The sequence below is a fragment of the Flavobacterium rivuli WB 3.3-2 = DSM 21788 genome (genome assembly GCF_000378485.1).
Lineage (GTDB): Bacteria > Bacteroidota > Bacteroidia > Flavobacteriales > Flavobacteriaceae > Flavobacterium > Flavobacterium rivuli.
In genome coordinates this window covers 671600-688329 of record NZ_KB899966.1, presented here as the reverse complement: position 1 = coordinate 688329, position 16730 = coordinate 671600, and the positions used below count along the sequence as shown (strand labels likewise).

General features: G+C 38.5%; 13 protein-coding genes. 1 reads left to right on the top strand and 12 read right to left on the bottom strand.

The genetic code is table 11. The features are described from left to right. Window positions 1–213 precede the first annotated feature (213 nt). The 10 genes from F565_RS0103325 to truA form a co-directional block, all read right to left on the bottom strand. Window positions 214–1638, bottom strand: a complete 1425-nt coding sequence (locus tag F565_RS0103325; RefSeq protein ID WP_020211779.1) for an L-serine ammonia-lyase — start codon at window positions 1636–1638, stop codon at window positions 214–216. 111 nt (window positions 1639–1749) lie between these two features. Then, window positions 1750–2412, bottom strand: coding sequence for a GldM family protein (locus F565_RS0103320; protein ID WP_020211778.1), 663 nt, complete (start codon window positions 2410–2412; stop codon window positions 1750–1752). Next, the gene (locus tag F565_RS0103315) at window positions 2412–3119 is read right to left on the bottom strand and encodes a hypothetical protein (RefSeq protein ID WP_020211777.1); all 708 of its coding nucleotides are present in this window, start codon (window positions 3117–3119) and stop codon (window positions 2412–2414) included. Before F565_RS0103315 ends, F565_RS0103320 begins: the two co-directional genes overlap by 1 nt. A 100-nt stretch (window positions 3120–3219) precedes the next feature. After that, window positions 3220–4332, bottom strand: a complete 1113-nt coding sequence (locus F565_RS0103310) for an endonuclease (RefSeq protein ID WP_020211776.1) — start codon at window positions 4330–4332, stop codon at window positions 3220–3222. 77 nt (window positions 4333–4409) lie between these two features. Next, on the bottom strand, window positions 4410–5624 hold the full coding sequence (locus F565_RS0103305; RefSeq protein WP_020211775.1) for an RsmB/NOP family class I SAM-dependent RNA methyltransferase: 1215 nt from the start codon (window positions 5622–5624) through the stop codon (window positions 4410–4412). A 306-nt stretch (window positions 5625–5930) separates the two neighbouring features. After that, complete coding sequence (locus F565_RS0103300; RefSeq protein ID WP_020211774.1) at window positions 5931–6515, bottom strand: outer membrane beta-barrel protein; 585 nt, start codon at window positions 6513–6515, stop codon at window positions 5931–5933. A gap of 149 nt (window positions 6516–6664) precedes the next feature. After that, a complete protein-coding gene (gene lpdA, locus F565_RS0103295; RefSeq protein ID WP_020211773.1) occupies window positions 6665–8053 on the bottom strand; it encodes a dihydrolipoyl dehydrogenase in 1389 nt (462 codons plus the stop codon). 299 nt (window positions 8054–8352) lie between these two features. Further along, the gene (locus F565_RS0103290; RefSeq protein ID WP_020211772.1) at window positions 8353–8934 is read right to left on the bottom strand and encodes a Fic/DOC family protein; all 582 of its coding nucleotides are present in this window, start codon (window positions 8932–8934) and stop codon (window positions 8353–8355) included. A gap of 355 nt (window positions 8935–9289) precedes the next feature. Next, window positions 9290–11011 (bottom strand): ABC transporter ATP-binding protein, encoded by a 1722-nt coding sequence (locus F565_RS0103285; RefSeq protein ID WP_394362539.1) that lies wholly within the window; start codon window positions 11009–11011, stop codon window positions 9290–9292. A gap of 68 nt (window positions 11012–11079) precedes the next feature. Beyond that, window positions 11080–11814 carry a tRNA pseudouridine(38-40) synthase TruA gene (gene truA / locus F565_RS0103280; protein ID WP_020211770.1) on the bottom strand — a complete coding sequence of 245 codons (735 nt, stop codon included), beginning with the start codon at window positions 11812–11814 and terminating at the stop codon, window positions 11080–11082. Window positions 11815–11988: 174 nt separating this feature from the next. Here truA and F565_RS0103275 point away from each other — a divergent pair, with 174 nt between their 5' ends. Continuing rightward, window positions 11989–12486: a metallophosphoesterase family protein gene (locus F565_RS0103275; RefSeq protein ID WP_020211769.1), complete on the top strand. Its 498-nt coding sequence runs from the start codon at window positions 11989–11991 to the stop codon at window positions 12484–12486. A gap of 181 nt (window positions 12487–12667) precedes the next feature. On the opposite strand, the gene F565_RS0103270 is transcribed toward F565_RS0103275, so the two are convergent. Beyond that, window positions 12668–14617 carry a glycoside hydrolase family 97 protein gene (locus F565_RS0103270; protein WP_020211768.1) on the bottom strand — a complete coding sequence of 650 codons (1950 nt, stop codon included), beginning with the start codon at window positions 14615–14617 and terminating at the stop codon, window positions 12668–12670. 169 nt (window positions 14618–14786) lie between these two features. Next, window positions 14787–16601 carry a chloride channel protein gene (locus tag F565_RS0103260; protein WP_020211766.1) on the bottom strand — a complete coding sequence of 605 codons (1815 nt, stop codon included), beginning with the start codon at window positions 16599–16601 and terminating at the stop codon, window positions 14787–14789. Window positions 16602–16730 lie beyond the last annotated feature (129 nt).

Genomic DNA, 16730 nt, shown 5'->3' with positions numbered 1-16730 from the left:
CTGTGTGTAAGCACTTCTGGTTTTGTATTATTTTACAAAACATTTTACAATCTTGTATTGTTATTATCTTTATACAGAGGTTCGCAAATAAGGCATAAAGATTTACAAAGCATTTTAAAGTAAACTAATTACGTATTATAAATTAATTTATAATCTCACTCGTCTTTTCTTCGCTAATCTTTCTTCCTTCTTGTGTATTTTTTTGTGTAATTGCTAACAATCAGTGCTGTTAACAGCAAGGGCAAGCCCGCCTTCAGATGTTTCTTTGTATTTATTGTTCATATCCTGCGCTGTCTTCCACATCGTGTTAACCACTTTATCTAACGGTACTTTCGCATTTTTAGGATCGGTTTCCAGTGCAAGTTCAGCGGCATTAATGGCTTTAATGGCACCCATTGTATTACGCTCAATACAAGGTATTTGTACCAGTCCGCCTACAGGGTCGCACGTCATGCCAAGGTGGTGTTCCATAGCAATTTCGGCAGCCATAAGGCATTGCTCCGGTGTCCCGCCCATAAGTTCGCATAACGCAGCCGCAGCCATAGCCGACGATACACCTATTTCTGCCTGGCAGCCGCCCATAGCAGCAGATATAGTAGCACCTTTTTTAAAGATACTGCCTATCTCTCCGGCTACTAACAAAAATTGTTTTATCTCATCAAAACCGGCATCGTGATTTTCTATTACCAGATAGTACATAAGCACTGCCGGTATAACACCAGCGCTACCGTTTGTAGGGGCTGTAACAACGCGGCCTAACGCGGCATTAACTTCATTAACCGAAAGTGCAAAACAGCTAACCCACTTAAGTATCTGCCTGAATTTAACCTCTGTACAACGTATAACCTCCAGCCATTCCTGCGGATTGTTATATGGCATTTCGCCAATTAGGCCTTTGTGCATATCAAACGCACGGCGGCGCACATTAAGCCCACCCGGTAATATCCCGCCCGTATGGCAGCCGGTGTACATACACTCCAGCATAGTAGCCCATATACGTTTTAATTCATGGTCTATCTGTTCTTCTGTGCGTATAGATTTTTCATTCTCATATACAATATCAGATATCTTTTTATTCTCGCTAATGGTGTAGGCAAGAAGCTCATCGGCTAAGTCGATAGGGAAGGGGAAGGCCCCCTTTATTGCCTCTTTTTGTTTAGCTACAACACGCTCTTCCTTAACTACAAAACCACCACCTATAGAGTAGAATGTAGAGGTATATTCGCTATCTGACAAATAGGCTGTAAACGTAAAACCATTGGCATGGAAAGGCAGGAAATTGCGGTTAAAAACAATATCAGTATCTATATTAAAACCTATAAATTTCTCATTACCCAAATTAAGTGATTTGGTAAGGTTAATGCTATGTATAATGCCCGAAATGCTGTCTATAGGCACATATTCAGGATCGGCGCCGCTTAAGCCAAGCATTACGGCAAGATCTGTCGCGTGGCCTATACCGGTAAGCGAAAGCGACCCGTAAAGGTCTACCTTTACACGCTGTATATCATTAAAAATTCCCATAGAACGCACTTCATTAAGAAAACGTTCGGCACCACGCCATGGGCCAAGGGTATGGGAACTCGATGGGCCAACGCCTATCTTAAGCATATCAAAAACAGAAATACATTCGGTCATAGCAATAGGGCAATTTGTTGCAAAGATACTTTTTTTGCCGCCGGCAAAGGTAAATAAATTGTGATTACTATAACGATATAGAGATAAAATTGTTATATTGTTAATATTGAATTATTCGCCGCTAATTTCCACAACAATTGGACTGGCTCTTTTCGGAATTGCTTCTACACTAAACTTTCCATATTTAATTTTATCTATAATTAATATACTACCTGATTTCAATTTATTAATAGTCTTTAATGCTTTAATACTTATTTTATTTCCTTCTACTGGAATCTCTTTTTCATTAATAATGATTACAAAACTTCGGGCTACAAAAAAATCTGAATTTCGATCAATAAAAGAAAAATCTTTGATACCGACAGAAATTATTGCATTTGCTAATTCCTCTTTAGAAAGATTTACGGTACAAATTTCACAATTTTCACCATTAATTAAGCCTGTAGGTGCTGGTAATCCTAAAATCCTAAATACTTTTTCTTCATGTAAAGTCGAATTATCCTGCATGATAGCATCTATATAAATTTTCATTTTCGACCCAGATCCGGCCCTTAATGTATAGTTGCCTAAGTTATCAATTTTTACTAAAGCTGAATCCTTAGCAGTTGCAATAAAAGATACCGCGCCCGGCACTGCAATTTTAATAGGGTTATCGATGCCACGATACACAATGTTTAAACGCTCTGCAGAAACTACAGAGATGTTAGCGCGGCTTATGCTATCTGACTGTGCAAAAGCCGAAATGCTGAATAGCAGGATTAGAAAGTATTTCATTATTTATGCTTTGTGTGTTTAACCAATTTCCATTTTCCTTTTTCTCCTTTATAATAAAAATCTTCAATATATTTAGGATCATAACGTTCCTGCCTTTCTTTTAGTAGTGGTATAGGGGTTAAGTAATTTAATTTAAAAGAACTCTCTTCAGATGCTCCGTAAGCACTACCGTCTAATGTGCAGTTAATGATTCCTGTAGCTGCATCATATTCTGGCCTATCCCAAATAAGGGTTTGATCGGCGGTATTATAAAGACTCACTAATTTTTGATTTTCCTGGTCATTAAGAAAAATAATTGTCCACATATTCCCATTTATATTCGTAAATGTCCAGCATGTAAGGTCTTCATCGCCGTCATTGTCAAAATCAGTAATTTTAAATTCTGATATAACTTTTGTCCCGTCAACTCTTCTCACTGCCCAATCCGTATAGGCTATATCTTCCTGAAATTCCCATCTGCCATCAGCATATTTTGAAAGCGCAGCTATTGTATCGTTTTTTAAAGCAATCGAGTATTTTAAAGGTACTTCTCCTTTCAGTATAAATTCTGAAACAAGTTTTTCCTTACCCCAGTCTATCTGTGTAGCCGATGTGGTATCCGGAGGAAATTGTAATGTAAATTCTAAAAATTTTTCCTCATCATAAATAGTTACCTGAGCGGTAGAATATAAAGGCAATATTAATAGAAGCAGAAAAAAAGCCTTCATTTGATTGGTGTGATAATATTACCAAATATAACTAAATCGCTAACATATAGCCATAAAAAAACCTCCCGGTTGGGAGGTTTAAATAAAATATTTCAGCTAATTAGTTAACTATAATTTTCTTTGTAACCGTTTGGTTTCCTGATGTTGCCCTTAGCATGTAAAAGCCCTGAGAAAGGTTTTTTACAATGTATGCATTACTTGTTGCCTGTGGCTTTTGTATACTTTGTATAAGCTGGCCGTTAAGGTTAATAACTTCTATATTTTCCAGAGGTGACTCTGAATATATGTTTACCTCGTGGTTTACCGCAGGATTAGGGTATACTGTAACTGTGTTAGCTGCAAATGTGTTAAGACCTGCAACTTCGCCCCATATCTGTGCTGCATATTCAGGGTGGTCTATGTATGGGTTTCTGTTACTTTGGCGTCTGTAAATGGCGTTATTCCTATCTAACTCTCTCTGGCTTACCGGGTCATTTGCATGCCATGTAAGTAAGATGTTTAAAAATGTATTAGATAAGGCATGGTCCTCGGTACCGTCAAACATTGCTTTAGACTGTGTTGAAGAAACATTTGTAGAGGAATAGAACCCGCTTAACTGCCCCTGGTAACGTGTTACAAAGTATAAAATCATGCGGGCAACATCTCCTTTAAATTCATCAATAGGTTCAAAAACCGTAGCCGTATAACCTGCCGAGTATCCTGAATTAAGGTTTGCCCCTTTTTTAGAACCGTTAGTTGTAGTTAAGGTAGCCATATTTACTTTTCCAAACGGAAAATTACCACGTTGTCCATTTACATACTTATCTGTAGGCACAATAAAGTGTGCATCGGCATACATGGGTAGTGCAGATGCAAAATAAGACTGCGGCACAATGTGTTCCCTGTTAAACCTTTGCCCTTCCGCGGTGCCAAGAGAACCGTCATCCTGTTGGTCACTGCCATAAGTATACTCATAAGAGTCTTCTCCGGAAGGAATTTCAGAATAAATATCTAAAAGGGTACCGTTATTTTCATAATAAAAATCTTTGTCAGAAGTGGTGTAGGTAACATATAAACCTGCATATCCCCTGTCTGTATGGCCGTCAATAATGTTATGAAGCTGCGTTTTTAATGCGTAGCCTGTACCCGTTGCGGTATTGTAATAATTTGCCGGTATCTGTCCAAATACAGCAGTAGTAAGCAATACCAATAATAAAGAGTAATTTTTTTTCATTTTGTAAATTAATAAGAGGGCAAATGTAGCAAGTTTATAAACACCCTTACTAAATTTAACATCTGTAAGCTACTATGTTATTTTTTTCGTTCCATAAGTGCCATATAAAATCCGTCAAACCCGGATTCTGATGCCAGCACTTTATTTTCTTTTACAAAAGTAAACTCTTTACCTATCTCTGTAGTTAAGAAATGTTTAACCTGTTGCTCATTTTCAGATGGTAAAATAGAGCAGGTGGCATATACAAGTTTACCGCCCGGCTTTACTATTTTGCTGTAGTTTTCTAATACTTCGGCCTGCGTTTTCCTGATGTTATCTATAAATTCCGGTTGCAGTTTCCACTTACTGTCGGGGTTACGTTTCATAACACCCAGGCCGCTGCATGGAGCATCTATAAGCACACGGTCGGCCTTTTCATGTAACTTTTTAATAACTTTAGTGCTGTCTATAATACGGTACTCAATATTAAAAGCGCTGTCGCGTTTTGCACGTATTTTAAGCTGTTTAAGCTTGCTTTCATACAAATCCATAGCAATAAGCTGGCCTTTATTTTCCATAAGGGCAGCCATGTGCAGGGTCTTGCCGCCGGCACCGGCGCAGGTATCTACCACGCGCATGCCAGGCTCAACCTCAAGAAAACGCGCCACCATTTGCGATGATGCATCCTGAACTTCAAAAAAGCCTTCCTTAAAGGCATCGGTCATAAATACATTGGCACGCTCTTTAAGTATAAGTGCATCAGGATATTCCTTCATCACCTCGGTATCTATATTAAGGTCCATAAGTATGGCTCTTAATTTTTCGCGTGTGGTTTTAAGGGTATTAACCCTAAGTATAACTTTTGCCTGCTCGTTTTGGGCAGTAAGTTCTTTTTCCCATTTAGCTTCGCCAAGTTCTTTAACACCCAGTTCATCCATCCAGTCAGGGATAGATTCACGATATTTTCTTATTTTAGAAAGCTCGTCAAAGCGGCCTTTAATGCGGCGCACAGGGGTGTCTTCAAAATACTTCCAGTCGGGCAGGGTAATGCCGCGAAGCACAGCCCATACGGCAAATACACGCCAAATGTTATCTCTGTCAAAAGGTTCCTTAACCTCGGCTATCTCTACATAAAGGCGTTTCCAGCGTACAATTTCATAAATTGTCTCGGCTACAAACTTGCGGTCGGCACTGCCCCAGCGCTTGTCTTTTTTAAGGGCACGGGCTACAACCTTATCGGCATACTCTCCATCGTTAAAAATAAAACCTAACGAGTCTATAACCGTAAAACATAAATTCCTGTGTAATCTCATTGCGAAAAATTGAACTGCAAAGGTATTATTTTTTAGCGGATGTTTTCAGGGTTAATTTCACATATTAAAAATGTGATCGCAGATAGCTTTAATAATTTATAACCTTAAATAATTTAGTTCACTATAGTAAGTCCTTTTAACCGGATGGCTACACTTGTACTGGTTAAACCTGTCTCTCATATTCCAATATAATATCAATAAAAAAAAATAATATAGAAAAGCGGAATGCCATAATGCTGTAAATGCATAGCGTGAAATTTTAAAAAAATGTAGTGAAATCTTTTAGGATACAAACATTTCTCAACACTAATTAAAGGAATAGCCAACTGTAAATTTTCCAACTCCATTTTTAATGTCAGCAATATATCTTCTGTTTGGGAACTCTAATACTGTTGTAACACCATGATAAAACCCTAATTCAAAAAACAGGTGGTTAATAGTAAATCCTCCGCCCAGATTAAAACCAAGATCAAATTTAGATTTTGGTTCACCAAAGTTAATATCTCCCTTTTCGGTACTTAAAAGATACCCTATCTGTGGTCCTGCTATAACATATATTTTATTCCAGAATTTAAAATCGAGCGGCGCGTTCAGGTAGTTTAATTTGTAATCTATCTGAGATATATCTAAAGTGTAAGGGCTGTAACCTTTAGAAGCTTTTCTGTCTCCCTGTTGTGAATATACGAGCTTGGGCCTGAAACTAATTTTTTTAGTTAATTCCGTTTGATAAACAATGCCTATTTGTAAACCAATGGCATCATCTGTGTTAACTTTTTTCGAAAATCCCTCCGCGAGATAGGAGTAAGTAATACCCGAAAATACCCCAAATTTATTTTGTGCAAATCCGGTAAATGAAACAAAAACAATTAGTAAAAGGTAGCTTTTTATCATATCTAAAATTTTTGTCCAAATATAGAAATTAAGTAAACAATAACAGATAATGAGTAAACATCATAAATAAAAAAATCCGCCCTAAAATTTTTCAGGACGGATTGTATTATGAGTAAGCAAATCTGAAATCTGCGATCTAAAATCTAAAATTAGATATGGATAACCTCGCCATAAGCAGCAGCGGCAGCTTCCATAACTGCCTCGCTCATGGTAGGGTGAGGGTGTACCGTTTTAATTATCTCATGGCCTGTAGTTTCAAGCTTACGCGCTACAACAGCCTCGGCTATCATATCTGTAACGCCGGCACCTATCATGTGGCAGCCTAACCATTCGCCATATTTGGCATCAAAAATTACTTTTACAAAACCATCAGGAGTACCTGCAGCTTTAGCTTTACCGGAAGCTGTAAAAGGGAATTTACCTATTTTAAGCTCGTAACCTTTTTCTCTTGCAGCTTTCTCTGTTAAACCTACCGATGCAATTTCCGGTGTAGCATACGTGCAACCCGGTATGTTGCCATAATCTATAGGGTCTACATGCAGGCCGGCAATTTTCTCCACACAGGTAATACCTTCTGCAGATGCAACGTGGGCAAGCGCCTGGCCCGGAACGATATCGCCTATGGCGTAGTAACCCGGTATGTTAGTTTGGTAAAAAGCGTTAACAAGCACCTTATCCCTGTCGGTAGCAATACCCACTTCTTCAAGGCCTATGTTCTCAATGTTCGATTTAATACCCACAGCCGATAAAAGGATGTCAGCTTCAAGGATTTCCTCGCCATTGGCAGTTTTAACGGTAGCTTTTACACCTTCGCCGCTTGTATCTACTTTCTCTACAGATGCATTGGTCATAACCGTGATGCCTGCTTTTTTAATAGAACGCTCAAATTGTTTAGAGATATCCTCATCCTCTACAGGAACAACGTTTGGCATAAACTCTACAATGGTAACTTTAGTACCCATAGCGTTATAAAAATGAGCAAACTCTACACCTATAGCACCAGATCCTACAACGATCATGCTTTTAGGCTGTTCCGGCAATACCATAGCCTGGCGGTAGCCAATTACTTTTTTACCATCCTGAGGCAGGTTAGGCAATTCGCGCGAGCGTGCACCGGTAGCAATAATAATATGGTCGGCACTAAGTTCTGTAACAGCACCGTCTTTATCGGTAACGTCTATTTTTTTGCCCGGTTTAAGCTTACCGGTACCCATTATAACTTCTATCTTATTTTTTTTCATAAGGAACTGTACACCTTTGCTCATATCGCCGGCAACATTACGGCTACGGGCAACAACAGCTCCAAAATCTTTATCAAATTCGTTTACGGTAAGGCCGTAATCAGCCGCATGCTTAAGGTAATCAAAAACCTGCGCACTTTTTAGCAATGCTTTTGTAGGGATACAACCCCAGTTAAGGCAAATACCGCCAAGGCTTTCTTTCTCTACAATAGCTACTTTAAAGCCTAACTGCGAAGCCCTTATAGCTGTTACATAACCGCCCGGGCCACTGCCTAAAACAATAATATCGTATTTCATGGTAAAATAATTTGCTATTTAAATTGTGCGTACGAAATTAAGTATTTATTTGCTTATAGGAAAATGCTAAGGATAATTTAATGGTTTCGTTATTACATTTTTATTGCTTAAATTTGTAGGTAACTTATGAGAATGAAGGAATTATGAAATTCTACGAAAAATATCCGCAATTAAGGGACAGGGCTTTTTTATCTGAAACGCTTGAGAGGACGCTATATACTACCATGGCTCTTGAAAATCAGAAAGTTTCTAAAGAAAAAATTTCTGAAATTGTTGAGAGTACTATTAGAAAGAGAGAATCAGAAAGTCTTGATTTCTTTACGAATAAGGCTTTGTAGAGAATTGAAATTTCCAATATCTGATTGTCTAAGCGCATCAATATAAATTTTTCTCGCATCGCCTTCTCTTTTATAGAGTTCGATAGGCTGATAGCCAAATTTTAAAGCAACCATATTCATAAGTATCCTGCCTAATCTTCCATTACCATTATTAAATGGATGTATTTTTACAAATTCGTAATGTGCATACGTAAGGCAATCTATATGATCGTCTAAAGTTTTAGCAATGCTTATTTTAAAGTTTAAATTATCAAGAAACTGATATATAAGGTTAGGAACCTGATAAGGAAGAGGAAGTTCTAACTTACCCATATTAACCTGTATCGTTCGCCATTTGCCCGCCCAGTCATATAGTAGTCCAAATGCTGTTTTATGTAACGACAACAAAATATAAGGTGTAATTTTGTCTTCAGCATTCAGTTCAAAAACTATAATTTCAGCAAATGAAAGTCCTTCAGTTTCCAGTTCATTAATCTGGTTGTAATCTGTAATGCCTAATAGGTTGTCTTCCGGACCCGTTGTATAATTTGTATTGTCATCCATCAGTTTGCCATTTATCAAAATTATTTAATCCCGTCTCTCAAATGTTTTTATCAATCTGATGAAAACAAAGACAATTACGGTATGTATTAGCCATGTAATAAATATTAATGAAATACTAAACCCAATGCTTCCCATTGCCCAGTAAGGAAAGCTGCGGTCTATTAACGAAAGTGGCAAACAGGATATGCTTGATAAAATACTGCCCAACAAATGTATTGGCTGTGGTATTGCCTGTAGCTGAAGTACAAGAATTAAAAGGCGTAATGCAATTTCTGCACCAATAACGATCAGGAATAATTTAAAGAAATACTTCATTTAAAATCACATTACATATAATGCATGCTACCACTGATTACTACTTCTCCTCACTCTCTGCAACAAACTGCGAATAGTACAGGTTTTTATAATACCCCTGTTCACGGTTTATAAGTTCGTAGTGGGTACCATCTTCCACAATTTTGCCTTTATCCATTACAATGATTTTGTCAGCGTTTACTATGGTTGCAAGCCTGTGGGCAATTACAATAGAGGTTCGCCCTTTAGTAACTGCATCGGTAGCATTTTGTATCAGCTCTTCGCTGTAGGTGTCTATAGATGATGTAGCTTCGTCCAGTATCAAAATACTCGGGTCGCTTACGTAAGCCCTTAAAAAGGCAATAAGCTGCCGCTGTCCCGATGATAGCATTACACCGCGCTCTTTTACATTATAATCGTAACCACCCGGCAGGCTCATAATAAAGTTATGAACGCCAATAGCTTTAGATGCTTCAATTACCTTTTCGCGGGTAACAGAAGCGTCATTTAAGGTAATGTTATTCAGTATAGTATCGGCAAAAAGGAAAACATCCTGCAATACAATGGCAATTTGCCTGCGAAGGCTGTCCAGGGTAAATTCGTCAATGTTAGTGCCGTCTATGGCTATAGTGCCGCTATCTATTTCGTAAAAGCGGTTTAGTAAGTTGATTATAGTACTTTTACCGGCTCCGGTAGCACCCACTATGGCAATGGTTTTTCCGGCTTCAATATGCAGGGTAATGCCCTTTATAACTTCCTCATTTTCGAGGTAGCTAAAGCGCACATCTTTAAAGTCTAATTCACCTTTAAAATGCCATGCCTCTTTGGTTCCGTTTTTCTGTATGTCTTCCTGCATTTCCAGCAGTTCGAAAACCCTGTCAGATGCTACAATACCCATTTGCATCTCGTTAAATTTATCTGCAATTTGGCGCAGCGGGTTAAACAGCATGCTTATAAACATGGTGTAGGCAAACAGGTCGCCGGGAGTGGTAAGGCTGTCGCCGCCTAATATGCTCACACCACCATACCATATAACAAACCCAAGGGTTAAAGACGATATAATATCGGCAATGGGGAAAAAGATGGAGTTGTATAATATATTCTTTAACCAGGCATCGTTATGCTTTTTGTTGATGCCTTTAAATTTTTCGTATTCTATATCTTCACGGTTAAAAAGCTGCACGATCTTCATGCCGGTAACGCGTTCCTGTACAAAGGTGTTAAGGTTAGATACCTGTGTTCTCACTTCTTCAAAAGCGCCTTTCATTTTTTTCTGGAAAATACGTGTGGCAATAACCAGCAGCGGCATGGCAAGCATAACCACGATGGTAAGTTTCCAGTTCATGTAAAACATTATTATGAGGATAACAAGCATTTTAAGCATGTCGCTTATAATCATGAACAGTCCCTGGCTAAATATTTTGGCAATCGACTCTATATCAAAAACAGTACGTGTAACCAGTTTGCCAACAGCTTCGTTATCAAAAAACTTCATCCTGAAACTGCTTATGTGTGCAAACAATTTTTCGCGGATATCTTTTACAATATCCTGACCAAGCCAGTTAGCCCAGTATACAAAATAAAATTGTGCAGCCACCTCAAGAATAAGAGCAATGCCCATAAGCCCAACATATTTAAGCAGGCCGGGCATGTTTTTGTTCATAAGGTAATTATCTACCGTTTCTTTAAGCAGGTAGGGGCGTAGTGCTGCAAAAACAGACAGTGCTACAGAAAATACAATAACCCATATAAAACGGGTTTTGTAAGGGGTTGCAAACGCCATTACTTTTTTAAGTGGCGACGTTTTTTTATTTGGGGTATTCTTTATGGCTTTCATAGATTTATAAGGGCTTAAAGGTACGGATAAATTACCTTGGTAAGGTATAATCCGTGTGCAGGAACAGATGCACCTGCATAACCGCGGTCACGGCTCTCTATAATGGTACGCACATAGTCTACAGTTATTTTACCAAGGCCCACGTTTACAAGAGTACCCACTATAGCACGAACCATATTGCGCAAAAAACGGTCGGCAGTTATGGTAAAGACCATGCGGGTGCCATGCTGCTCCCACTTGGCATGGGTAATTTTGCAGTCGAACGTGCGCACATCCGTATTGGTTTTAGAGAAACATTTAAAATCAGTGTAGCCCATTAATAGTTGGGCTGCCTCGTTCATTTTAGCAACATTTAAAGGTTGAAAATGATAATAGCTGCCTTCATTTTCAAAGGCATCCTTAAAGGTATGCAGGTGGTATTCGTAGGTACGGCTGGTAGCATCAAAACGGGCATGGGCATCAACATGCAGGGGTATAAAACGGTACACAACAATATCCTTTGGTAAAAAAGAGTTGAGTTTTAGTACAAGTTTATCGGCATCAAAAGTATCTTCAAGGTCAAAGTGTGCATACATCTGGCGGGCATGTACACCGGTATCTGTACGGCCTGCACCCACAACATCTATTTTATGGCGAAGCAGCATAGACAGTGCTTTATTAAGCGTTTCCTGTACCGATGGGCTGTGCGGCTGGTACTGCCATCCGCAGTAGTTTTTACCGTTATAAGCAAACTCTATAAAATACCTCAAAGCGTTCCTTTAAATTTTTCACAAAGATACAATTTTAAGTGGCATAGTAGCAGAGAGGCAAAGTTGCAAAGTGTAAATGATCCTTAAATTTAACGTCTCTGTAAAAAACTTTGTATCTGTGCGACTTTGAGGCTTTGTAACTATAAACTAACTTTGTTCCTCTTTACTTTTACTATGACAAAAATTCTCCTGCTTAGCGATACCCACAGTTATATAGATGATACCATACTTAAATATGTGCGCCTTGCCGATGAGGTATGGCATGCGGGAGATATAGGCGACCTGAGTGTGACTGATGCTATTAAGGCAGAAAAACCCCTGCGTGCCGTTTATGGTAATATAGATGATGCTAAGGCAAGGCAGGAATTTCCGCTAAACAATCGTTTTATGTGCGAGGGCGTAGATGTATGGATAACCCACATAGGTGGCTATCCCGGTAAATATAATCCCACAGTGAGAGAAGAAATGATGCTTAACCCACCAAAACTTTTTATTTGCGGGCATTCGCACATACTTAAAGTACAGTTTGACCAGAAACATAATTTACTGCACATGAATCCGGGGGCGGCAGGCACACATGGTTTCCATCAGGTGCGTACCATGCTGCGGTTTGATATAAACGGCGATAAAATAGAAAATCTTGAAGTGGTAGAAATAGCAAAGAAGCTTTAAAGATTTATAAGTAACAATAGCAGCAGTTTAGGGTGTTATTGCTTTATTTTAAACATTATATAAAATAAAAGTACCCTTGCAAACAATGCAAGGGTACTTTAAAATTAGGTTTTTAGCTGTTGGCACTACAATAAGTTAGTGTATTTGCAGCCAATTGAAAAAGTCAGGATGAGTTCTATATTTAGTTAGTAAGTATAACACCACCTAATGGTTGTATTTCTATAGTTACCTGCCCTTTTTTATTCAGTTTTAACTGCTTTAATTTTGGCTGCCTGTTTTGCTCATCAAAGTAAAAAGAAATGTTTTTATTGGCCAGCATAGCAAGGTCAATCTTAATTTTTTTCACATCTTTTTCAGCATTAATGCCTGCTATATACCATTTGTCGCCATTGCGTCGTGCAATGAGGCAATATTTGCCGGGATAGCCATCTAAGAGGAGGGTTTCATCCCAGGTGGTGGGAACCGTTTTCATAAAATTAATTACAAAATCAGGAGTATCGTTTAAATTATTTGGGGCAATACCAAAGTTTTGTATCGCAGACTGAAATACAACAGATGTTGCTATCTGGAAAATATCTGTTGTTTTACGAATTTTACCGCCGTCGTTATTTTTGTTATGCTTTTTATTGAGCAGCACAGGGCCAAAATCCATAGATGCTACACTGTTACGTATAAACGGGTGTAAAGATGCATTATAAGCTTCGTTATCGTTAGCTTCCTGTGTAAAAATAAGATTCTCTGAAGCAAGCACAGCCTCACTGCTCACAAAATTAGGATACATGCGTTCCCATCCGCGGGGTAGGGTACACCCATGAAAAATAACGGCTAATCCATAATCATTTGCATCGGTTAGAATGTCTTCATACAGCTTAAATGTTTCTTGTTTATCTCCTCCAAAGAAATCTACCTTAATGCCTTTTACGCCTATGCTCTGCATCCATGCCATTTCTTTTTTACGTTCTGTTGTATTGCTCATTTTATTTTTTGGAGTTTGCGGGGCATCATTCCAAAAGCCATTAGAGTTATACCATAGGCAAAGACCAACATTTTTTGACTGTGCATATTTAGCCAGTTCACCTATTTTTTCATACCCTATATTTTTATCCCAGTTGCCATCAATCAGGGTTAATTCAAATCCTAAAGTTGAAGAAAGGTCTATAAACGTTTTTTGGTCTTCAAAAACAACACTGTCATCCTGCCATTCCAGCCAGCTCCATGTAGCACGGCCAAATTTATAATTGATACCCGGCTTATACAAAGGCTTAACAACGTCAAATGCAACAGTAGTTTCTACAATAGGTTTCAGGTTTTCGCCTATTGTCAGCGTTCTCCAAGGTGTCTCGCCGGGCAAACTTATAGCCGGATTTGCCGTGCCTGTACCGTTATTTTCTTCCGGTTCAGGAAAAGCAATACTGTAAAGCCCATCTTTTGTGCCTTCACTAAGTTTAGAGCCACAGTAAAGACCATTAACGCCGGTTTCAGATACCAGTGCCCAGCCGTTATTGCCTACATGAAACAGCGCAGGAAATGTATAGCCTACTTTATATTTCGACGGAGTACCTATAGCCTCATCCGGCACATACTCTTCTTCATAGCTTGGTTTTGTATGCATCCACCCAATCATAGGGGTAGCCTGAGGTGTTAAAAACGTAGTGGTTATTTGCGGAAAGTTAAAACCTGTAAGTTCTTTTTGTATAATGCACCTTGCGGTTTCGCCATTTTGGCTTAAGTAATATTTAAATGCAATATCGTTATTGCTAACGCGAAATATGATAGCTATTTTTTCTTTTTTTGGCGTTTCATATACACAGGTAATTTCATTGGCCTGATAGTTTATGTTGCTTTTTTTTGTGCGGTTTAACGTATAATTCTCATTTATGGCAGATTCTTTTTTTTCTGTAAACTTTAAATTTTTACTAAAGTCACTAACGTTTGAAATTAATCCTAATGGCGAATCTTCAAGAATGGCCTTACCATTGTAGGCAGCATTGTAGTAAAGGCTTCCCTGCGCATTAAGGCCAATTGTAACTTCGAGTTTTTTGTCAGGGCCCGTAACTAAAACTTTGTTATTTTGTGCATTGAGGGTTAATGTAATGAACACTAAAAATTGCAGGAGAAAGTACTTTTTCATTGATTTATTAAGCTTCGATAATTAATTTTTTGTATAAAACAAGTAATACCTTTAATATTAACGTGGTTGCGGAGGCAGGTGGTGGTTTGGTGCCAAATATAAAACATTTACAATATGTACAGGCATAGTAAAGTATAATATTGTAGTCTATTCGCCACACATAGGTAGCTTATTCAATTACCATTTCTTTAAGCACACCACGGTAAGCTTCGAGTACTTTACATTTTTCTATAATGCCGTAATAGCGGTCATCTTTAAGCACCACAAGATAATTAACCTGTGCGATCTCAAACTTATCCATTATCATTTCGAGTGAGTCTTCCATAAGGGCAACTTCGGCAGGAATGGTCATCATCTCTTCAATTTTAGTGTACTTAATCTTAAAAGCACTAAATACTACATGGCGTATGTTATCAAAATCAATAACGCCTATCAGCCTCTTTTTATCGTCTGTTACGGCAAAGTGAGTCTGTTGCGAGTTAGTAAGTATGGCTACAACATCTTCCGGTTTTTGGTTTACCGAAAATGTTTGAATATCTGTAGTAACCACATTAAGGATATCGATACTCGAAAGGATATTTTTGTCTTTATTAGATGTAAAAACCTGTCCTTTATCTACAAGGTGTTTAACCTCCATAGAGTAGGTTTCAAACTGTTTAGATACCGCATAACTTATAGAAGATACTATCATGAGGGGTAACATGAGGTTGTAGCCGCCTGTAATTTCGCCAATAAGGAAAATTGCTGTTAGTGGCGCATGAAACAACCCGCTCAAAATGCCGGCCATACCTACTATGGTAAAATTACCAATAGGTAAATGCATACCAAGCAGGTTAAAAAACTTAGCCACAAAAAAGCCAAGGTAGGAGCCTACAAATAGTGAGGGTGCAAAGTTGCCACCATTACCGCCACTGGCAAGCGTGAGACCTGTTGCATAAGCTTTTAAAAGCATGGTAATGCCTGCAAAAAGAAGCAGCACCCAGCCATTGCTCTTAAAATCTTCGAGAAGTGTGTTCTCTAAAAGTGATTGTGGGTTTTCGTTAGCCAATGTTTTTATGGTTTCGTAACCCTCGCCAAAAAGGGTAGGCACCAGGAATATTAATAAAGCTAACGGTATAGCCCCATACATGGCCTTGCGATAGCCTTTAATGCGCAGTTTGCTAAAATGAGACTCTACCTTCTGGAACGTTTTGGCGTGGTATAATGATACAAACCCGGCGAGGATACCAAGTAGTATATAAAACGGTATGTTATGAAAATCGAAAAGTTCGCGTTGTTTAAAGGATAGAAGGACCTCCTCGTTAAGTACTATTGTAGACACTAACGCCCCGGTTGCTGCAGATATCATAATAGGGATAAAGGCAGATATGGTAACATCTGTAAGTATTACCTCAATGGCAAAAAGCACACCGGCTATGGGTGCATTAAATGCTGCTGCAACACCTGCTGCCACGCCACAGGCAAGGAGCAATATCCTGTCTTTTTTATGCAATTTATATTTACGCGCAAAATTAGATCCTAATGCCGCACCAGTAATAGTAATAGGAGACTCAAGCCCCGCCGACCCACCAAGGCCTACCGTAAGCGATGCTGTTATTATCTGGGCATACATTTGCTTGCGGGGCATTATACCGCCTCTTTTTGCCACTGCTACAAGTATGCGGGAGCTGCCTTTTTCTATCTTGCCATCGAGTATTTTTTTTACTACCAGTACCGTAAGCAAAATACCTACAATGGGGAGTATACTGTTTATGTAAGGCAGTTTAAGGTATTTATTTACGTATGTAGCTAATACAAAAACGTTATGCGCAAAACTTTTAAGTAATATAACTGCAAAGGCAGTGGTCATTGCTACAAAAACACAGGATAAATATATAAAATGCCGCTCTGGCAAAAGGTTTTTTAAAAGAAAAAAAAACGCCTCAAGACGTGCAAAATTATGCCTTAAAAATAAGCGTATTTTAGTAACAATGCGATTGGGCATTTAGTAAGTAAATTTTTAGGATTTGCAATAAAACGCTAAGTTACTTTATTTATATATTTTTTTTAGCCCATTTTATATATTTTTTAAGGCTTCTCTTGTATTAAGGGGCTTTAAATTTGTAGTTGCTAC